At 35.7% G+C, this 19,026-nt stretch carries 22 protein-coding genes; 17 read left to right on the top strand and 5 right to left on the bottom strand.

Annotated elements, in window-relative coordinates:
* Positions 1–152 precede the first annotated feature (152 nt).
* The 11 genes from BFA01S_RS11245 to BFA01S_RS11200 all read left to right on the top strand — a co-directional run bounded on the left by BFA01S_RS11245 (position 153) and on the right by BFA01S_RS11200 (position 10,773).
* Entirely contained in the window at positions 153–1,367 is a 1,215-nt protein-coding gene (locus BFA01S_RS11245; RefSeq protein ID WP_066229997.1) for a CCA tRNA nucleotidyltransferase, read from the top strand.
* The gene (locus BFA01S_RS11240; protein ID WP_066229994.1) at positions 1,337–2,314 is read left to right on the top strand and encodes a biotin--[acetyl-CoA-carboxylase] ligase; all 978 of its coding nucleotides are present in this window, start codon (positions 1,337–1,339) and stop codon (positions 2,312–2,314) included. Before BFA01S_RS11245 ends, BFA01S_RS11240 begins: the two co-directional genes overlap by 31 nt.
* A 495-nt stretch (positions 2,315–2,809) precedes the next feature.
* Complete coding sequence (gene panB, locus BFA01S_RS11235) at positions 2,810–3,670, top strand: 3-methyl-2-oxobutanoate hydroxymethyltransferase (RefSeq protein WP_066229991.1); 861 nt, start codon at positions 2,810–2,812, stop codon at positions 3,668–3,670.
* Positions 3,645–4,496 (top strand): pantoate--beta-alanine ligase, encoded by an 852-nt coding sequence (gene panC, locus BFA01S_RS11230; protein ID WP_066229989.1) that lies wholly within the window; start codon positions 3,645–3,647, stop codon positions 4,494–4,496. Before panB ends, panC begins: the two co-directional genes overlap by 26 nt.
* A gap of 32 nt (positions 4,497–4,528) precedes the next feature.
* A complete protein-coding gene (gene panD / locus BFA01S_RS11225) occupies positions 4,529–4,912 on the top strand; it encodes an aspartate 1-decarboxylase (RefSeq protein WP_066229986.1) in 384 nt (127 codons plus the stop codon).
* A 90-nt stretch (positions 4,913–5,002) separates the two neighbouring features.
* Entirely contained in the window at positions 5,003–7,837 is a 2,835-nt protein-coding gene (gene dinG, locus BFA01S_RS11220) for an ATP-dependent DNA helicase DinG (RefSeq protein ID WP_066229983.1), read from the top strand.
* Positions 7,838–8,037: 200 nt separating this feature from the next.
* Complete coding sequence (locus tag BFA01S_RS23450) at positions 8,038–8,160, top strand: hypothetical protein (protein WP_268874857.1); 123 nt, start codon at positions 8,038–8,040, stop codon at positions 8,158–8,160.
* A gap of 17 nt (positions 8,161–8,177) precedes the next feature.
* Positions 8,178–8,681: a cell wall elongation regulator TseB-like domain-containing protein gene (locus BFA01S_RS11215; protein WP_156483608.1), complete on the top strand. Its 504-nt coding sequence runs from the start codon at positions 8,178–8,180 to the stop codon at positions 8,679–8,681.
* A gap of 123 nt (positions 8,682–8,804) precedes the next feature.
* A complete protein-coding gene (locus tag BFA01S_RS11210; RefSeq protein WP_066229979.1) occupies positions 8,805–9,509 on the top strand; it encodes a DnaD domain-containing protein in 705 nt (234 codons plus the stop codon).
* Positions 9,510–9,566: 57 nt separating this feature from the next.
* Positions 9,567–10,235, top strand: coding sequence for an endonuclease III (gene nth / locus BFA01S_RS11205; protein WP_066229976.1), 669 nt, complete (start codon positions 9,567–9,569; stop codon positions 10,233–10,235).
* Entirely contained in the window at positions 10,222–10,773 is a 552-nt protein-coding gene (locus BFA01S_RS11200; protein ID WP_066229973.1) for a YpoC family protein, read from the top strand. Before nth ends, BFA01S_RS11200 begins: the two co-directional genes overlap by 14 nt.
* A gap of 43 nt (positions 10,774–10,816) precedes the next feature.
* On the opposite strand, the gene BFA01S_RS11195 is transcribed toward BFA01S_RS11200, so the two are convergent.
* Both BFA01S_RS11195 and recU read right to left on the bottom strand, forming a co-directional pair.
* A complete protein-coding gene (locus tag BFA01S_RS11195) occupies positions 10,817–13,600 on the bottom strand; it encodes a PBP1A family penicillin-binding protein (RefSeq protein WP_066229971.1) in 2,784 nt (927 codons plus the stop codon).
* Positions 13,601–13,637: 37 nt separating this feature from the next.
* Positions 13,638–14,231 carry a Holliday junction resolvase RecU gene (gene recU / locus BFA01S_RS11190; protein ID WP_066230005.1) on the bottom strand — a complete coding sequence of 198 codons (594 nt, stop codon included), beginning with the start codon at positions 14,229–14,231 and terminating at the stop codon, positions 13,638–13,640.
* Between the two features lie 122 nt (positions 14,232–14,353).
* Between recU and BFA01S_RS11185 the strand changes: the two genes are divergently transcribed.
* Positions 14,354–15,325, top strand: a complete 972-nt coding sequence (locus BFA01S_RS11185) for a DUF2515 family protein (RefSeq protein WP_156483604.1) — start codon at positions 14,354–14,356, stop codon at positions 15,323–15,325.
* A 64-nt stretch (positions 15,326–15,389) separates the two neighbouring features.
* Here the strand turns inward: BFA01S_RS11185 and BFA01S_RS23090 are convergent, their stop codons facing one another.
* Positions 15,390–15,497, bottom strand: coding sequence for a spore protein (locus tag BFA01S_RS23090; RefSeq protein ID WP_218011641.1), 108 nt, complete (start codon positions 15,495–15,497; stop codon positions 15,390–15,392).
* A 174-nt stretch (positions 15,498–15,671) separates the two neighbouring features.
* On the opposite strand from BFA01S_RS23090, the gene BFA01S_RS11180 reads away from it, so the two are divergent.
* Positions 15,672–15,935 (top strand): hypothetical protein, encoded by a 264-nt coding sequence (locus tag BFA01S_RS11180; protein ID WP_066229968.1) that lies wholly within the window; start codon positions 15,672–15,674, stop codon positions 15,933–15,935.
* Positions 15,936–15,975: 40 nt separating this feature from the next.
* A complete protein-coding gene (locus tag BFA01S_RS11175; protein ID WP_169800473.1) occupies positions 15,976–16,356 on the top strand; it encodes a DUF1798 family protein in 381 nt (126 codons plus the stop codon).
* A 50-nt stretch (positions 16,357–16,406) separates the two neighbouring features.
* On the opposite strand, the gene BFA01S_RS22840 is transcribed toward BFA01S_RS11175, so the two are convergent.
* On the bottom strand, positions 16,407–16,568 hold the full coding sequence (locus BFA01S_RS22840; protein ID WP_169800472.1) for a hypothetical protein: 162 nt from the start codon (positions 16,566–16,568) through the stop codon (positions 16,407–16,409).
* A 207-nt stretch (positions 16,569–16,775) separates the two neighbouring features.
* On the opposite strand from BFA01S_RS22840, the gene BFA01S_RS11170 reads away from it, so the two are divergent.
* Positions 16,776–17,153 carry a YppG family protein gene (locus BFA01S_RS11170; RefSeq protein ID WP_066229965.1) on the top strand — a complete coding sequence of 126 codons (378 nt, stop codon included), beginning with the start codon at positions 16,776–16,778 and terminating at the stop codon, positions 17,151–17,153.
* A gap of 104 nt (positions 17,154–17,257) precedes the next feature.
* Here the strand turns inward: BFA01S_RS11170 and BFA01S_RS11165 are convergent, their stop codons facing one another.
* Complete coding sequence (locus BFA01S_RS11165; protein WP_066229962.1) at positions 17,258–17,707, bottom strand: Hsp20/alpha crystallin family protein; 450 nt, start codon at positions 17,705–17,707, stop codon at positions 17,258–17,260.
* A 147-nt stretch (positions 17,708–17,854) separates the two neighbouring features.
* Between BFA01S_RS11165 and BFA01S_RS11160 the strand changes: the two genes are divergently transcribed.
* A complete protein-coding gene (locus BFA01S_RS11160) occupies positions 17,855–18,361 on the top strand; it encodes a PTS sugar transporter subunit IIA (RefSeq protein WP_066229960.1) in 507 nt (168 codons plus the stop codon).
* Positions 18,362–18,664: 303 nt separating this feature from the next.
* The gene (locus BFA01S_RS11155; RefSeq protein WP_066229957.1) at positions 18,665–18,967 is read left to right on the top strand and encodes a CotD family spore coat protein; all 303 of its coding nucleotides are present in this window, start codon (positions 18,665–18,667) and stop codon (positions 18,965–18,967) included.
* Positions 18,968–19,026: the final 59 nt, after the last annotated feature.

The raw sequence follows: 19,026 nt of genomic DNA, 5'->3' as shown, positions 1-19,026 counted from the left end.
AAAACTTATTAGGGACTTATCAGACAGTCCATCCTCCTGAAAGGCCCCGTCATGGAAATTCGGTGAAATCAAGGAATTTGGTGACGGGGCCTTTCAGTTAAAGTTATTTTATTTAGAGGTTTATGGGACAATCCCTTAAAAGGAGAGTGTAAATGAAAACTCCATTTTCAGAAGCGATACCAGTTATTGAGAAATTAAAAGAGAATGGCTATGAAGCTTATTTCGTCGGGGGGTCTGTCCGTGACTTATTATTAAACCGTGAAATAGGTGATATTGATATTACAACATCTGCAAAACCTGATGAAATACAGGAGATGTTTCCAAAAACAGTTGATGTTGGTGCAGAGCATGGAACGATCATCGTTTTACATAATGGAAAGCCTTACGAAGTGACGACATACCGTTCTGAATCCGGATATGATGATTTCAGACGTCCAAATAAAGTGAATTTTATTAACTGTTTACGAGAGGATTTAAAAAGAAGAGATTTTACGATTAATGCGATGGCGATGGATTCAAATGGCGAGATTATTGATTATTTTGACGGGAAACAGCATTTGGAAGAGAATATCATTCGCACTGTCGGTGACCCGAGTGAACGTTTCAATGAAGATGCACTCAGAATGCTTAGAGCACTCCGCTTCTCAAGCCAGCTTCAATTTAGATTGGCAGATGAAGTGAAAGAGGCGATTACGGATCATGCAAAGCTGTTAGATAATATTTCTATTGAAAGGAAAACAGTAGAATTTGAAAAGCTTTTGCGAGGAAGAAACAGTAAATATGCCATAGCATTATTAATGGAGACAGGTACATATACATACTTGCCATGTTTCGCTTCTAAAGAAAAGGAATTACAATGTCTGCAGAAATTAGATTTATCCGTTCTTTCATCAAGTGAAGAACTATGGACACTGATTACTTACATACTCCGTAATGTTGAAATTGAATCATTTTTAAGAAGCTGGAAACTGCCGACAAAGATTATAAAAGCTGCCGGTAAAAATAATAAACTGTTAGAACAGTTACAAGCAAATGACTGGACGAAATTTTTGCTTTATAGTGCCGGATTAAAGTCGGCTTTAGAAGTGGAGAAAATCCGGTTAATGATGAATGGACATAACAATATTTCTAATAAATTAACAGAATTAACCGAAATGTTTCATCGGTTGCCGATGAAAAGCCGGGATGAGCTAGTCATTACGGGAAGAGATATTCTTGAAATAATTAGTAAACAGGCAGGACCATGGGTTGCTGAATTGCTGCAGGAGATTGAAATGTTAATCGTCGATGGAAGGCTGAAAAATGATGAGCGGGAAATAAAGGAGTGGCTTTACAATTGGAAACAGGAATTCGGACAAAATTATTAGAAGCGTTTTCAAAAGCGAATGGAGAATTTTTATCTGGACAAAAAATAAGTGATTATTTAGGCTGTTCAAGGACTGCAGTCTGGAAACATATTGAAGAATTGCGTAAGGAAGGGTATGAGCTGGAAGCGGTCAGAAGGCTCGGTTACCGTATTATAAAGAAACCGGATAAAATTAGCAGCAATGAAATTAAATTAGGGCTCGAAACAGAATTTATGGGGAGAACAATTCATTTTGAACCGGTTGTTACATCAACACAGAAAATTGCTCATCAGCTTGCAAATGATGGAACAACTGAAGGAACGATTGTTGTTACTGATGAACAAACGAGCGGGAGGGGAAGAATGGCCAGAGAATGGCATTCTCCAAAAGAAACAGGAATTTGGATGAGTATTATTTTACATCCGAATATTCCGGTATCAAATACTCCCCAACTTACATTGTTAACAGCAGTTGCAATTGTTCAGGCGATTGAAGAGGAAACATCTTTGACTCCGCATATTAAATGGCCTAATGATATATTGATAAACGGGAAAAAGACAGTCGGGATTTTAACAGAGCTAATAGCAGAAGCAGATAGAGTTCATTCGGTTATTATTGGTACGGGAATCAATGTAAATCAAGAGAAGTTTCCGGAGCATTTAGAGGGAATTGCAACATCATTAAAAATAGAATCGGGTAAAAAAAGCGACCGGGCAAAAATCATTCAAACAATTTTATTACGATTTGAAACATTATACTTATTATATTTAAAAGAAGGATTTAAGCCGATAAAGCTTCTATGGGAAAGCTATTCCATCAGTATGAATAAACCGATTACTGCAAGAACATTAAATGGAACATTACAAGGAGAAGCAATCGGTATTGACGATAATGGGGTATTACTATTAAAGAAAGCAGACGGTGAAATAGAGAAAATTTATTCGGCAGATATTGAACTGAATGGATGAATGTTTTAGATATTGATTATTAAAATAAAGTTTCTGCTCCTTACTTATATAATTGAAACACTTAGTTGATTTTTGGCTCATCCATTTGCAAGCTCTGCTTGCAAATGCTTTTCAGCTTTAGCTGAAAAGTGCTCAAATTTATAAAAAGGGAAGAGAAAAGCTCGCTTTTCTTTCCCTTTTTATAAATTTGAGCGAGATGAGCCAAAAATCGTGCATTATATTAGGTTTTTAATAAATCCACATTTAACATAGTTAACATTCATAGCAAATTTAAAAACTTTTTGCTATACTTTTTCTGGGTAGTATCGTAATGAACTGCACCTGAAATGGAAGATTGTTTTAAAAATATATTGTCTGCCTTGATCCGTAAAGGACGGGGACAGAGGGATGAAAGCCGGTATATGATAACAATCCTTCTCTGCTTCATCGCAAAATAGAAGGATTTTTTATTTTTCGGTTCATCATCTCCTCTACTTGTAAATTGGAGGGGAAAAAATGAAAACAAGATTAGATTTTATGAAAATGAAAGAGAAAAAAGAACCAATTACGATGGTAACCGCTTATGACTATCCAAGTGCCGTGCTGGCTGAAAAAGCGGATGTTGATATGATTTTAGTCGGTGATTCACTTGGAATGGTCGTACTCGGATATGATTCAACCATTCCTGTCACTGTTGAAGATATGATCCATCATACGAAAGCGGTAAAACGCGGCGTGAAAAATACATATATTGTGACAGACATGCCTTTTATGTCTTATCATTTATCAAAAGAGGACGCTTTGCATAATGCGATGAGAATCATGCAGCAAGGCGGGGCGGATGCTGTGAAAGTTGAAGGCGCTGACGATGTTGCCTGTATAATCGAAGCACTTACGAAGGGCGGTATTCCGGTCGTCTCCCATCTCGGTTTAACACCGCAGTCTGTTGGAGTTCTTGGCGGTTATAAAGTGCAGGGGAAAGATGCAGAAGCGGCAAAAAAATTAATTGATGATTCAATTAAATGCGCCGAAGCTGGTGCAATCGCATTAGTACTTGAATGTGTGCCGAAACAGCTTGCCGAAGAAATAACAAATAAAATTGATATTCCGACAATTGGGATAGGTGCCGGAGCAGAGACTGATGGACAAGTGCTCGTTTATCATGATCTTATTGGTTACGGCTCTCATAAAGTAGCTAAATTTGTTAAACAATATACAAATATAAGTGATCATATAGACAGTGCATTAACGAGTTATGTGAAGGAAGTAAAACAGCGTGCATTTCCAGCAGAAGAACATACATTTACGATGAATGAAGAAGAGCTTAAAGTTTTATATGGGGGCAAAATGGATGCAAGTCATAAAAACGAAAGATGACATAAAAAATATCATAACAGCTTATAAAAAAGAAAATAAAACAATAGGCTTTGTGCCGACGATGGGTGCACTTCATGAAGGGCATCTTAAATTAATAACAGAAGCAAGAAAAGAAAATGATATCGTTGTTTTAAGCATTTTTGTAAATCCGCTGCAATTCGGTCCCAATGAGGACTTTGAAGCATATCCGCGTAGTTTAGAGCGTGATACAGAGCTTGCTGAACTGACAGGTGCTGATATTGTGTTCGCACCTAGTGCAAAAGAAATGTACGAAGGTCCGCCTTCTTATACAGTAAAAGTGACAGAACGTGTAGATGTATTATGTGGGAAATCACGAGAAGGACATTTCGACGGTGTTGCAACAGTACTGACGAAGCTTTTCAATCTTATTCGCCCGGACCGCGCCTATTTTGGAATGAAAGACGCACAGCAAGTGGCTGTTATCGACGGTTTAGTGAAAGAATTTTTCTTCCCGGTTCATCTCGTTCCGGTTGAGACGATCAGGGAAGAGGATGGGCTTGCAAAAAGTTCAAGAAATGTTTATTTAACAGGAGAAGAAAGAAAGCAGGCTCCCATTCTTTTTAAAAGCTTAAGCGACGCAAAAGAGTTAATTGAGAACGGGGAAAGAAATCGGGATGTCATTGTTGAAAAAATAAAACATATGATTCAAATGCAAACTGATGGCGTAATTGACTATGTGGAAGTTTTGACATACCCGGATTTAAAGGAAATAAAGGAACTTTCCGGCAATATTATTATTGCTCTCGCTGTCAAGTTTACAAAAGCTCGACTTATTGATAATATTACGATTGAAATTACTTCATAAGTTTTCACTATATTTGTTCTCGAGGTGATAAAATGTTTCGGACGATGATGAATGCTAAAATCCATCGTGCAAGAGTAACAGAAGCGAATTTAAATTATGTTGGAAGTATAACGATAGATGAAGACATTATCGAAGCGGTAGGCATGCTTCCGAATGAAAAGGTACAAATTGTTAATAATAATAATGGTGCACGTTTAGAAACATATATTATCCCTGGTGAACGAGGAAGCGGTGTCGTCTGTTTAAATGGAGCGGCTGCGCGTCTCGTTCAAGAAGGAGATATCATCATTATTTTAACTTATACACTAATTCCTGAGGAAAAAGTGAGCACTCATAAACCTAAAGTTGCAATTATGGATGAGAATAATACAATTATTGAAATATTAGGTCAAGAACCAGCAGCGACAATTATGTAAAAATAATCCCCCTGAGTAAGATAGGGGGATTATTTCGTTATAAATGGTAAAATAAGATATAGATTAGCAGATAGAGTTGAGGTGTCGTAAATGAGTCGCCAACGATTTGTAGTAGTGGATATTGAAACGACAGGAAATGCCCCGAGAAAAGGGAATAAAATCATTCAGATTGCAGCAGTTGTCGTAGAAGAAGGAAAAATAATTGACCGCTATATGAGCTTTGTCAATCCAGAACATGAGATTCCGGTTTTTATTGAGCAATTAACAGGAATTTCAAATGACCTTGTTAAAGATGCACCGACTTTTGCAGAGATTGCGGAAGAAATTTCTTCTATTATTAAAGATTCTTATTTCGTTGCACATAATGTATATTTTGATTTTTCTTTTTTACAGGAAGAGCTGAAACAAGCAGGATTTGAACAATTAACATGCCCGATATTAGATACTGTAGAGCTTTCAAGGGTGATGTTTCCGACTGCAAACGGCTATAAATTAACAGAAATTTGCGGGGAATTAAACATAGAGTATGTAAACCCTCACCGGGCAGATAATGATGCAGAAGTGACTGCTTCTTTACTACTTAGAATATTAAAGAAAATAGAGCGTCTTCCTTCGGTTACTCTGCAGCAGCTCGAACGTCTTTCTAAATCGTTTATAAGTGATTTAGATGAGCTTTTAAGTGAAATTATATCAGATAAATTAATAACATTAACCGATGGTAAAAATAATGAGCAAATTGAAATTTGCAGGAAATTAGCAATAAAGAAGAAAGAGGATTTAAAAAGCGACAAAGAAGATATAATTCAAGAAGATGATGATTTTTCTCTTTTTTTAGACAGCATATTAAATGAGAACAGCAAATTAAAAGATGCTATCCCATTTTTTGAAGTTCGTAATGAACAAAAACGGATTGCAGCTGAAATAATGGATTCCTTTTTAACATATCAGCATATGTTAATTGAAGCAGGTACAGGAACAGGGAAAACATTGGCATACTTAATTCCAGCTATTTATTATGCGAAAAAAATAAAAAAGAGAATAATAATTAGTACATATACGATAAATTTGCAAGCGCAGATAATGGAGAAAGAAATTCCTTTACTGAAGAGTATTATGCCCTTTTCTTTTGAGGCAGCGATATTAAAAGGACAAAAAAATTATTTATGCCTTCATAAATTTGAACAGGCATTGTATGAGAACAATGATAATTATGATGAAATTTTAACAAAAGCACAAATTCTTATTTGGCTGACAGAAACAGAGACTGGCGATATAGACGAATTGAATATTCCTTCGGGAGGAAAAATGTTATGGGATAGAATCTCATATGATTCATTCGTGTCCAATCATAAGAAGAATCCTTACTATGAGAAATGTTTCTATAAACATGCGAGAAAAAATGCGGAGAATGCTCATATACTCATTACAAATCATGCAATGCTCTTAGCTGATCTTGCCCGTGAAGGAGAAATTTTAAAGCCGTATGAACAAGTAATTGTTGATGAGGCACATCATTTGGAAAGTGTGGCAAGCGAACATTTAGGACATCGGTTAAACTATGTCTCCATGCATTTAAAGCTCAGCCGGCTCGGTACGATGCAGTCGGATGGTCTCTTGAAGCAAGTGTATGAAATAGTGAGAAAAAGGAATGAAGCGAGTGTAACAGACTTTTCTAAAATAGAAAAAATATTAAGTGGTTACGGGGAAGACAGTGATCTTTTCTTTACATCGCTCCATAGCTATGTACTGAATAAACGGAAAAATCCGAGTATGAATCGTATTACATATCGTTTCAGCTCATCTGATTATAATAACCGAACATGGGATTCTTTGCTTGAACTTATTAAGCGGATGATTTTTTCCTTAATAGATCTTGCACGTCTTATGGAGAAACATAAGTTATTATTAGAAGAGAATGAACACTCTACGATGAATGGGAAGGAACGGCAACTCCTTATTCAGTATATAGATATACAAAGCTTCTTACTAAAGTTTAAACAATCTCTGCAATATTTATTTCTGGAAACAGATGAGCGGTTTGTAACATGGATAGAAATAGAAGCAAAAGGGGCAAAAAATGCTGTATCTGTTTATACACAGCCGGTCTCTGTCACAGACTTCTTAGCTGATTCTTTTTTTACTCATAAGAAAAGCGTTATTCTGACTTCAGCTACATTGACTGTGAATAATTCCTTCCAGTACTTTATTGAACAGCTTGGTTTAACAGATTTTTATCCTAAGCAGTTGAAACTGGAATCCCCGTTTGATTATGAAAGGCAAGTGAAGCTGCTCGTACCGAGCGATATGCCTTCTGTCAGCGAAGTGGATACAGATGAATATGTGGAAGCTGTTACAGCAAATATTAGTACAATTGCTCAAATAACAGATGGAAAGCTGCTCGTTCTATTTACAGCTTATGACATGCTTAGAAAAACATACGAGCTTTTAAAAGAAGATGTGACACTTGATGAATTTGTTATTATGGGACAGGGTACAAGCAGCGGCAGCCGTTCTAAATTAATGAAAACATTTAAACAATTTAATAAAGGAATTCTTCTTGGTACGAACAGTTTTTGGGAAGGTATTGATTTTCAAGGGGAAGATTTAACTGCATTAATTATCGTTAGACTGCCTTTTTCCGCACCTGATGATCCGATCGTTTCCGCAAAATGTGAGTATATGAAGAAAAATGGGCAAGTACCATTTTTACATTATTCCCTGCCCGAAGCGATTATCCGTTTTAAACAAGGATTTGGAAGATTAATTCGTTCAAGGCGTGACAGAGGATTATTATTTGTTTTTGATAAACGGATCATAACAACTGATTATGGCAAAAGTTTTATCCAATCCGTTCCAAAAATGGATTTACAAGTGAAGGAAATGTCAGAGCTGACACATATCATGGAAGCTTGGAAAGACGCATAGCAAGAGGGAAGCAACGGAAAGAAAAAGCCTGTGTGAGGGCACAGGCAAATGGTGTGGTTTAGGAGAAAATTTATTTTCATCCATATATGTTTAACTGTTATAATGAATAATACAACAATCATTTTTGTTGTATTATTATTGTAACCTTTAATATTCTACATATAAGTTACAATATTTGTTTGAAAGAGGGGAATTTTAACATGGGAATTTTACGAGCTGACAATATGAAATATTTTGATAAATTATATAAAGCAGAAGGCTCATTAAATCAGTCTTTACAAAGAAAAGATTCAATAGCTGGAATTGCTTTATGTCATTTATAGAAGATAGGTATACAAATATGAAGAAAAAAAAGGGAATTATAATTGGAGCGCTGTCTGTTTTACTTATTATCGTCATTTGGATTTTTGGCGATACATACTCTAATGCAAGAGGACAGTATACAAAAGGCCATGATCAATCGGTAGAAATTGCAAAAGAGAAAGCGGATTTGTCGTCTGTTGATTATATTGAAACATTTAATGGAAAGACTAAATACCATATTGTTGCTGGAGAAAATACTAAAAGTGAAAAAGTTTTTGTTTGGATTCCGCAAACAAAAAAAGGAAATATTTTAGTGAAAAAGCAGAAATCCGGCATTACAGAAGAACAGGCAGTCAAAAATGTGAAAAATGAGCATAACCTTAAAGAAATTTTAAATGTTCAACTCGGAATGGATGAAAATATCCCTGTTTGGGAAGTTAAATATATTGATGAGTTTGACCGGTTTACGTATGATTTTGTGAATTTTTATGATGGTAAAATACAAAAGCATATGGCAATTAGAAATGATGAAAAAAGTTAAAGGATAAAAGGCAGTCGGCGTATGGCTGTCTCCTTTACATGCCTGCTGTTTTCAAAAAAAGGAAAAGTTATTTAAATACCGAATTATTTTCTTCATGATATACTAAAACTAGAGGTGTGTTTGATGAATAAAGACCAGTTTATAATGATGCAGGAGAGCGGAAGCATATTAGTTCCAACGGCATTGCTCAGTTACTACTCCAAGCTCGGTTTAAATGAGGAGGAGCTTATTTTACTTATTCAAGTAATAAAATATAAGCAGCAGGGAAATCATTTCCCTACGCCAAATGAGCTGTCAGAGCATATGTCTATATCAGTTGCGACATGTACAACATTATTAAGAAGCTTGCTGCAAAGGGGCTTTATTTTTATTGAGGAATCAAAACAGAATGCAATTCTCCATGAAAGCTATTCTTTAAATCCACTATGGGAAAAGCTTTATCTGTTTTTTGAGAACAGCTATGAAAAAGAGAAGCAGGATGAACAAAAAGAGGAAGAGCAAAGCTTATATACTATTTTCGAGCAGGAATTTGGCCGTCCGTTATCCCCTTTTGAATGTGAATCTTTAGCGATGTGGATCGATCAGGATGATTATGATCCGATTATTATTAAAGCGGCATTAAGAGAGGCTGTTATTTCAGGAAAATTAAATTTCAGATACATTGATCGTATCCTTTTTGAATGGAAAAAGAACGGAATACGAACGATTGAACAAGCACGGACATATTCAAAGAAATTCAGACAAAATCAGTCCCGTCCTTTGAAGCAGAACGAAGCGGACGAGAAATATGAAAGAAAAGTACCATTTTATAATTGGCTTAAAAATTAAAAGGAGTAAAACAATACTCCCTTTTTTAAACGAAATAATTAAAATCAGGTGATTAAATTGTTAACGAAAGTCCAAATTAGAGAATGCCTTGATACATTTGCAGAAATGTTTCCTGAGGCGCATTGTGAATTAAATTACAGCAATCCATTTGAACTGGTCATTGCAGTTGCGCTCTCTGCACAATGTACAGATGTATTAGTAAATAAAGTGACGAAAGATTTATTTCAGAAATATAAGAAGCCGGAAGATTATTTAGCTGTACCCCTTGAGGAACTGCAAAATGATATAAAATCGATTGGATTATACCGGAATAAGGCGAAAAATATTCGGAGTCTTTGTGAGACACTTTTAGTGGACTATGCTGGAGAAGTACCGAAAGAACGGGATGAGCTTACAAAACTTGCAGGTGTTGGACGTAAAACAGCAAATGTTGTTATGTCTGTTGCTTTTGGTGTGCCGGCAATTGCTGTTGATACACATGTGGAAAGGGTAAGCAAGCGTCTTGGGATTTGCAGATGGAAAGATTCTGTATTAGAAGTCGAAAAGACATTAATGAGAAAAGTTCCAGAAGAAGAATGGTCTGATACACATCACCGTCTTATTTTTTTCGGACGCTACCACTGCAGGGCACAGTCTCCGAAATGTCATGAATGCCCGCTCCTTCATCTTTGCCGTGAAGGGAAGAAGAGGATGAATAAGGAAAAGATAATAAGTGCTAAACGATAATAGATTGTACAATGTTCCGTCCTGCTATCAGTATGAACCGTTTTTTTTAGCTTCTGCAACATTTCCTTTTACAAAGCAAATAGATGCATCCGATGTTTTATATACTATTACTGAAGAACCGTTATTTTATGATATCCAAAACAGTGTTAAAAAGCAGGAGGTTATCAAACCATGGGAAGAAAAATTTGAATATATTCCTGTTGTTTTAAACGGATGGATAAATGTGAGGAATGTATTAAGAGAGAAGTTTAAAGATAGGAATATTAATGAGCATAAAGATTTAGTAAGAAAAAGTATCACATATTTTATTATTTCGCTGCATTGGTTAAATGATGTACCGGTTCAAAGTTTAGAAAATATAAATAAAGCAATAGAAGAATTCCGACTTAAACCGATAAACTGTGCCGAACGTTTTTTATTTATTATAAAAAGACCTATGCAGTATCATTCATTTATTCAGCTGGAACAGTTATTTACAGAGCTTGAGAAACTTTTTTATAAAGAATTAGCAATGATGAGGAAAAGAAAAGGGGACTAATCGAAAAATTAGTCCCCTTTTGCTTTATCTTTATTCTGTTTCCTTACTGCTCCGGTTTTTGTCCTTCATGCTGCTGAACCGGTGCGCCCCCTGTATCTTCAGGGACAGGAACGACAGGTTCTAACGGAGTTGCATCTTCAGGCTTTTTACCGCCGCCTTGGTTTCCATTACCACTGCCATTTCCGTTTCCGTTGTTTCCGGTATTGCCATTACTACCATTCCCACCGTTATTCCCACCTTGATTTCCGTTGCCGTTCCCATTTTGGCTGCCATTTCCACTGTTCGGCTGTCCATTAGGGTTTCCGTTATTAGGATTTCCGTTATTAGGGATTCCGGTTTGGTCTTCATTTTGATTGTCCTCTTCGTTACCACTGTCTTCTTCTACCTTGCCTTCATCAGTAGTATCTGGTTCCTCTTCGATTATTTCCTCTTCAGGTTCTTCTTCTGTAACAGCTCCAGGAACGGTTATCGCTGTTGCTGCGGCATTACTGCTTTTACCGTTAACCATTGCGACGACTTGGAATCTGTAAGTTGCACCAGGAGTGACACCTGAGACAGTATAGGACATAGAACCACTATTTTGAACGGTGCTGTATGATCCACCATCAACAGATTGGCTAACCTGGAATGAAGCTCCTCCATCTTTATAATTCCAGCTTAGCGAGATAGAATTGCTTGATTCGTTATAGCTTACTTGGAGACCGCTCGGTTTATCTGCTTTCGTATATTTCTTTGAAACTACTTTCGGCCCAGTGCCTTTTACGAAATATTCTATTGATACTTGATCTTTTGGTGTATAGCTGCTTGCTAATTGACCAGTACCTTTTTCAATTCGCTTCATTTCAACGCTCTTTGGTTTTTCCCAGTCAGAATCGTCACCTTTAGCAACCCTTTTAAGAACTTCTTTAAAGATTCTCTTTGAATAGTTCTGCTCGGTTTTCGTTAAGTATATCCGATCCTTCTTCGTTTCTTCATTTACAGGATAACCGGTCCAGACAGCAGCGGTATAGTTCGGATTATAACCGACGAACCAGCTATCTTTTGCCGCACCTGCTGGTATATTATTTTTCTGTTTTTCAATGTCAGAAAAGTTTGACGTACCTGTTTTACCAGCAATATTTAAATTAGGCACAGCAGCAGCTGTTCCAGTACCGGATTTAACGACTGATTTCATCATATCCGTTATCATGAACGCTGTATAATCGCTCATTGCCGGCTTTGCTTCAGGTTCCAAACTAACTTCTGTTCCATCGCTTAACACGATCTTTTTAACAGTATGTGGTTCAATATGAACACCGTTGTTTCCAAATGTGCTGAAAGCCCCAGCCATTTGCATCGGTGAAACACCTTTATCATCTTCACCGAAACCGCCGATCGAATAAGATTCATAAATATGATTAAGCGGGATACCGAGTCCTTTTGCAAAATCTTTCATTTTCTCTTCACCGACTTTTTCCTTTGCTGCTTGGAATGCCTTTAAAGCAGGAATATTTCGGGATTTGGCAAGTGCTGTACGAATTGTCATCGGACCCAGATGGTTCCTGTCAAAGTTTCTGATTGGTGTGCCGTTAGAATAAGTATACGGTTCATCATCTATCATTTCAGCTGTTGACCATTGTAAATACTCAATCGCCGGCGCGTAGTCCAGCACAGGTTTAATTGACGAACCAGGCTGGCGTCTAACATCTGTTGCATAGTTATAGCCGCCAATCGGCTGGTTTCTTCCACCGCCAATTGCGCGAATTTCCCCTGATTGTGTATCAATTAAAGCGACACCTGCTTGCATATTATCATTTTGATAATTAATAATATCTCCATTCAGCACTTCTTCTACATTTTCTTGTGCATCAGGGTCAAGCGTTGTGTAAATTTTTAAGCCTGCTGTACCAGCATCAAGGCCTGTCTTTTCCTTTACTTCCTCAATTACTTCCTCGACGAAAGCATGGTATGGATTTGCTTTTTCTTTTAATGGGACTAATGTAGAGTCAACAGGTACAGCTTTTGCCGCATCCGCCTCTGCCTGTGTAATAAAACCATGCTGAGCCATTAAATTTAAGACGATATTCCGTCTTTTTTCCGCGTTTTCAGGATGTTTCCGCGGATCATAATTATTAGGGCTTTGCGGCATTCCGGCAATCATTGCCGCCTCATGAAGCTCTAAATCATGTAAATCCTTTTTTCCGTAGAAAATTTCAGAAGCTTTTTGAACACCGTAAATATTACCTGCAAAATAAATTTTATTTAAATACATTTCTAATATTTCCTGCTTTGAATATTTTTGTTCAAGCTGGAATGAAAGCCATGCTTCTTTTACTTTACGGGTCATTGTTTTATCAGATGACAGAAGGGAGTTTTTGATTACCTGCTGTGTAATTGTACTTGCACCTTCCGCACCGAATCCTTCTTTTACGTTTGCAATGACAGCACCGCCTAAACGAATGAAGTCAACACCTTTATGCTCATAAAATCTGGCATCTTCCGTAGCTAATACTGCTTTTTCAAGAGTTTTAGGAATATCTTTGTATGGTACATACTGTCGTTTAATTTCTCCAAACTCTGTCACTTCATTTGTATTAACATCATAAAGTTTTGATGAGAAAGAATCTTTTAGTTTCTTTTCATCAAGAGGGGGAGCACTTGCAGCTATAACAGCAAATGTTACACCGCCAGTAACGATTCCAATAATACCTAAGGCTAAAAAAGTAAGAAAAATCTTTTTCCATAATGAACGCGGCTTTTTCGTCTTTTTTGAACCTTGATTTTGCTTCGGCTGCTTTGCAGCCAAAGCACGTTTGCGTTCTTCACGACTTTTATATTGTTCTGCCATTTTTGCTTCCAACCTTTCAAAACAAACTTAGTCGAAACTAATTAAAATATAGTTTATCGATAATTTTAATATAGTCAATCCGGGGCTGAAAACCAAGTGTCATTTTATGAGCACTTACATTTATTTCATCCATTGTAATTGATTTTCTGCCGCCGTTTTTCATTCGACCCCAAAATTTTAATAAAGCTTCTGCCTCTAATAAATAAATTTCATCAAATGCTGATAAAATAACAAAGCAGATCCCATCTTGAGCTAATACATTTTCCATATGTGAGACTTGATGCTCATGGAAATTTTGCAAAGGAAACGATGTTTTATTTTTTGTTTCTTTCGCCTCAAAATCAATATATTTTCCCCTGTATACTCCATTATAGTCCGTCGTTGATGACTGTTTGAAATAAGCCTCTTTTATAACAGCTGCACTTCTTTTCGGATAATGAACATTTACGATTTGCACGGGTGTCGGCTTTTTATGAATGACTGCTATATTATTTTCTAGATAATACAGATTTGTTTCATTCAAATCATCTTCTAATGTCATTCCGCGATTGCTGTATGTAATAGATTTTTTCCTTCGTTTTTCTATATCTTCTTTTGGCTTATAGACTTTTCCGTTAGGATAACGAAAAATCATAGATTCCCTCCTCTATTAAAGCTCCTTTTTATCATATCAAAAAAATGATAAAAAGTTTTGAAATTATTCATGAGTATGCCTTTGTTTAATAGGAAACGATAAGTGTAGAGGTGAAATGAGTGAAAAACAGCATCTTTTTATCATCTGAACCTGAACAATTTATCTCCTATATAAATAATACGACAGAAAAAGAAAATTACGACAATATATCGAGAACAAAAGCATATGCTGCCTATTTTGATCGGAATCGTGAAATTATGTGGCCGCTCCTGGCAAGTCTTGTGTCAAGAAATGCTGGCTGGAGTATGACTGATCTTCAGGGAAAATGGTTTCGAAAAGCTCTATCATTTGAACAAAGACATATATTATTTATGCTGTATGAAAAAGCAAACTGGATGATATTCTCTGATGCTTTTCCACAGTTATTAGTTTATGAATATTCAAAATATCATAATAAGCCTTATTTTTATTTGCTGGAATATTTTTCGATTTCAAGATTTATGATAAATGAATGGTCATATTTTTGGCAAAAGCGCGATAAGCATCGGCTCGTTACTTCATTAATTATTAATGAACAAAATGTCATCCAGCAGCCGATTATAGAAAATAAACAATTCGAGAAAAAAATATTTAAATCCATGCCGTATTTTGCCCAGGAAATCCTTCATTTTAACACGGTTTTGTTTCCTACATTAAATGGTCAATTATTCGGTTTTTCCGTTGTTAATTTTCAAAATCTCACAAAGCGGATTGAGCTTGGAAAAAAACTTGCCTGGCTTTTATTCTCTTCCTATCATTTTCATGAATTTTATATGTTTTCAAAAACTGTTACACATACTGGTTCAAGATTTGACTTTGAAAAGTTTTTTCCCGAAAAAAAGAAGCGGCAAACCCCGTTCTTACGTACCGCTTATCCAGCTGTTTCACATTATATAGACGAAACAAAGACAGATTGGTTTCATGGACAAAAAATAAATAAATGGTTTTTAAGTGCAGAAAAACAAAAGAAATATGAAATAACAGATTGGTATAAAGAAAAGCAAAGACAGCTGCATCTTTTCACACTTGTTGAAGAGTTTCGAGAGAGGTAAGTGCCAGGCTTCTTCACAAGTGAAATTATTCCAGTCCAAGAAGCTTGACACTTTAATTAATAATTTATGTAGATGGGCGATTTGGTCCATCTAATTTTTTATCTCCGATAGGAGTGTTATTACGTTCCTGTTTGCCTGCTTTTTGATTGTTTTTCTCCTGCTTCTTTGTCATCTGAAATCACCTCCTTTCTTTTATTGTTTACGATCGGATTCAAAATATGTCGAATAATATATAATAAATGAGTTTTTCTTCTTTCTTTGCCGAATAAGTACTAGTTTTGTCAAGTAGGGAGGTAAAAGGAAACGATTCCCGAATTCATATTATATTCGAAAGGGGGAGTTAGTAATGAAACGCCTCATTGACAGAGAAATAATTGAACAAAAATTGGCACAATTAGAAGAAGAAATTTCGATGTTAGAAGATAATTTAAATGAAAAATTATATAAGAAAAAAATGGGAGAAGAACAATTTATAGAGCGTATGGATGCAATAGATGACTGTCTGACAGAAGTCGGCTATTGTATGGAAGGAAATATGTTTACATTAGCTAGAAAACGAGAAAGAAGATTACGACCAGCATCGTATGAAATATTATCAAATCATGGATAGATGCAAAAGAAGTTAACGTCTGTTATGATGCTTTTTAGAGGTGAAAAAGTTGGAGGAACGTATTGTTTATTATTCAAAGCAGCTTCTTCTCTATAACGATGAGTGCTTAAACCGCTTTATGAATGGGATGAAAAAAGAAGATGTTCTTTTTTTCGAGCAAGTAAAGCCGGAATTTGAAGCAATTACAGAAGTTGCACGTAAATGGAAAGAAGAAGCTGTAAATTGGGTGAAAGAAAAGAAGCCTAAATATATTCATGAACTGCAAATTGATTCAACGATACAAAATATAGAACAGATTATTTTGCAGTCTTTTTATAAAGATACAAATAAACAAAGGTTTACAAATTTACATCATTCTGTCCAATATGTTTTGGACAGTATCATTTCGGAGACAGAAAAAAGCAATAAAGTTAATTTCTAAATTTGTATAATAATGAGCGGGGGTGCTAAAACCCCCCTGATCTCTGTTTCCTATTCTTTTATAATCGTAATTGGCTTTTCATTTTCAGAAGCTACTGTGTCAATGGAGTACTGAACGGTTTCTGTCTCTTTTTTTGCTGCTGCAAACCCATGCTGTGGCTTTGTTTGCTCATGTCCTTTTTCTTTATGGTTAAAATGGTGACCTCGTCCCATTCATATTCCCTCCCTATAGCTTTGGTTTAATAGAACATTATTTGAGTCAAGACTAATTATGTTCCTTGCGGGGAATTAGTCTCATTTTATAATGTGAGCTAGAAGCTAATTTAATATGTACACATATTTTGCCGGGGAGATGCACATTTAGACAGTGATTACATAGAGTAAAATAGCCGAACATTGAGTGAAAGAGGAGGGACTATTATGCATCCATATTTACGGTATGAACCATATCCTTACTACAAACGTCCAGTTGTTCAGAATGGATATATGCCATATTTCGGTAATAATTTTGGTCAGCCTTATCATCCATATGAGCAATATCAGCCAATTAATGCTGCGTATCAGCCTTATTCTTCTGGAACTGGCCAAATGGATTTTCCATACGCTAATCCATATCCGAAACGACCGCATGTTGCAAAACAGCAGCCGTCAGGCATTCAAACTGTTATGTCTCAATTTAAGAAAAAAGACGGACAATATGATATTAATAAAATGATGGATACAGCGGGACAGGTGATGAGTGCAGCAAACCAAATGGGCTCTTTATTTAAAGGGGTAACATCTATGTTTAAAAGATAAACGGGAACAGAGCATAAATATACAGTAAATCTAAAGGTTGGTTCTTTATAAAGAATCCTTGTCCTTTTCTTAATATAAAAGAGGATGATGATTGCCATCCTCTTTTAGTTGTTTTTATGTTTATTTTTAATTGGAAATTTAATGATTAAACGATTTTTTTCATAACTGGATTCTACATTTTCCGTATTTACATAATGGGGAAGAATGATAGTTCTAGAAAAGTTTCCTAAAGAAGAAATTTTTTTAAAGGTTGCATGCTGATCATTTATTTCTTCAATTTCAAGTTTATTTTCAATTGAAATTGTCAAATATTCGTCATGCAAATTAAAATTAATTTGTTCTTTTTTTATATTAGGTGTTAATACTTCGATTACATATTCATTTGTATAATAAAATGTATTTACTTTGAAATAAGGGATATTTAATGAATCAATCATGAGTTTCTCTTTTTCGTCAGCAAGCTGTCTAACAGGTGATAATTGAAAAAAACGGTCAACGATTTCAAGGAAAATTGATTCATCTTTTATATTATCCTTGTTTTTATAATCATCCATTTCGAGTCCTCCTAAAATGATATTTACAATGTAATATATGTTTTTACATATAAATCGTTATTTAGGTTTTAGTTGCAAGTATTTCCTCTTATGTTTACAATTCGCAATAGCGATAGATATTCTTTAACTTACGGAAGGAGAAAAATCATGTTTAAGAAGATGTTAAAAGAAGGGGCAGAAAAAACAATTCTGGAAGAATGTATTTTTGCACCTTTAAGCGGCAAGTTAATAAATATCGATGAAGTGCCAGACCCTGTTTTTTCCGAAAAAATGATGGGAGACGGTATGGCTGTTGAACCGACAGAAGGAAATGTTCTTGCACCTGTAGATGGAGAAGTGATTCAAATATTCCATGCTAAACATGCGATTGCCATTAGATCAGAGGGCGGGGCTGAAATTTTATTACATATTGGTCTAGAGACCGTCAGTTTAGATGGACAGGGATTTGAAGTTGTTGTTAAAGAAGGAGAAAAAGTAAAATCAGGTGACCTGCTCCTTACATTCGACCTCCCATTTATCCGGGAAAATGCGGCAAGCACAATTTCGCCAATCGTTATTACTAACGGTGAAATGATGGAAAGATTAACGAAAGAAAGAAGCGGCGCTGTTAAGGCTGGAATATCACCAATGTTTAGAATTCTCGCTAAATCATAAGAAGAGTTTAAAATTTATTAAGATTTATTAAGAATTTATTAAATTTGAATAATGGATTGAGGATTCAAGTAGAACGATGTAAAATTAATGACGGTATAATACATTTTAGGGAGAAGAGAAGATATGTACAAAGGTATTTTATACTTGTTTTTTTTCGTTCTACTGTTAACATTGTTTGTTTTTACTAACTTTAAAGAAAGTTTTTATGCAATGCTTTAAAATAGGTATTTGAATTAGTACATGTACACCCTTTTTATCATAGGTTGATAGTGTAGATAAAAAGATAGAAAGGGGATAGATAGTATGCATTGTCGACCAAAAGTTATGGCACCGATTATTCATCCAACTAAAAAGTGTTGTGTTAACACTTATTCAGAAACAATCGTACCTCACATTCATCCACAACATACAACAATCGTAAATCATGAGCATTATAAACATCAACACTATTTCCCGCAATCAACATCGGTGGTCAATGAAGTTACAAACCAGCATTTTGCAAGTCTAGGACCTGCTCCATTTCCTAGACCTAGACCGGGATTTGGCGGTTTTGGCGGACCAGGTGGACCAGGCGTATTTCCTGGATATGGACCTTTCGGCAGATAGCCATATTTAAAGGGACTGTTTTTAGAGCAGCTCCCTTTTATTCATAAAAGGTGGAATCA

Origin of the sequence: Metabacillus fastidiosus NBRC 101226 (assembly GCF_001591625.1) — a bacterium.
GTDB lineage: Bacteria > Bacillota > Bacilli > Bacillales > Bacillaceae > Metabacillus > Metabacillus fastidiosus.
This window is presented reverse-complemented; position numbering and strand designations above follow the sequence as displayed.

Excerpts from the sequence above, each read along its gene's own strand:
- BFA01S_RS11245 (WP_066229997.1), top strand. The coding sequence starts at position 153 with ATGAAAACTCCATTTTCAGAAGCGATACCAGTTATTGAGAAATTAAAA.
- panB (WP_066229991.1), top strand. The coding sequence starts at position 2,810 with ATGAAAACAAGATTAGATTTTATGAAAATGAAAGAGAAAAAAGAACCA.
- panC (WP_066229989.1), top strand. The coding sequence starts at position 3,645 with ATGCAAGTCATAAAAACGAAAGATGACATAAAAAATATCATAACAGCT.
- panD (WP_066229986.1), top strand. The coding sequence starts at position 4,529 with ATGTTTCGGACGATGATGAATGCTAAAATCCATCGTGCAAGAGTAACA.
- dinG (WP_066229983.1), top strand. The coding sequence starts at position 5,003 with ATGAGTCGCCAACGATTTGTAGTAGTGGATATTGAAACGACAGGAAAT.
- BFA01S_RS23450 (WP_268874857.1), top strand. The coding sequence starts at position 8,038 with ATGGGAATTTTACGAGCTGACAATATGAAATATTTTGATAAATTATAT.
- BFA01S_RS11215 (WP_156483608.1), top strand. The coding sequence starts at position 8,178 with ATGAAGAAAAAAAAGGGAATTATAATTGGAGCGCTGTCTGTTTTACTT.
- BFA01S_RS11210 (WP_066229979.1), top strand. The coding sequence starts at position 8,805 with ATGAATAAAGACCAGTTTATAATGATGCAGGAGAGCGGAAGCATATTA.
- BFA01S_RS11195 (WP_066229971.1), bottom strand. The coding sequence starts at position 13,600 with ATGGCAGAACAATATAAAAGTCGTGAAGAACGCAAACGTGCTTTGGCT.
- BFA01S_RS23090 (WP_218011641.1), bottom strand. The coding sequence starts at position 15,497 with ATGACAAAGAAGCAGGAGAAAAACAATCAAAAAGCAGGCAAACAGGAA.
- BFA01S_RS11180 (WP_066229968.1), top strand. The coding sequence starts at position 15,672 with ATGAAACGCCTCATTGACAGAGAAATAATTGAACAAAAATTGGCACAA.
- BFA01S_RS22840 (WP_169800472.1), bottom strand. The coding sequence starts at position 16,568 with ATGGGACGAGGTCACCATTTTAACCATAAAGAAAAAGGACATGAGCAA.
- BFA01S_RS11170 (WP_066229965.1), top strand. The coding sequence starts at position 16,776 with ATGCATCCATATTTACGGTATGAACCATATCCTTACTACAAACGTCCA.
- BFA01S_RS11165 (WP_066229962.1), bottom strand. The coding sequence starts at position 17,707 with ATGGATGATTATAAAAACAAGGATAATATAAAAGATGAATCAATTTTC.
- BFA01S_RS11160 (WP_066229960.1), top strand. The coding sequence starts at position 17,855 with ATGTTTAAGAAGATGTTAAAAGAAGGGGCAGAAAAAACAATTCTGGAA.
- BFA01S_RS11155 (WP_066229957.1), top strand. The coding sequence starts at position 18,665 with ATGCATTGTCGACCAAAAGTTATGGCACCGATTATTCATCCAACTAAA.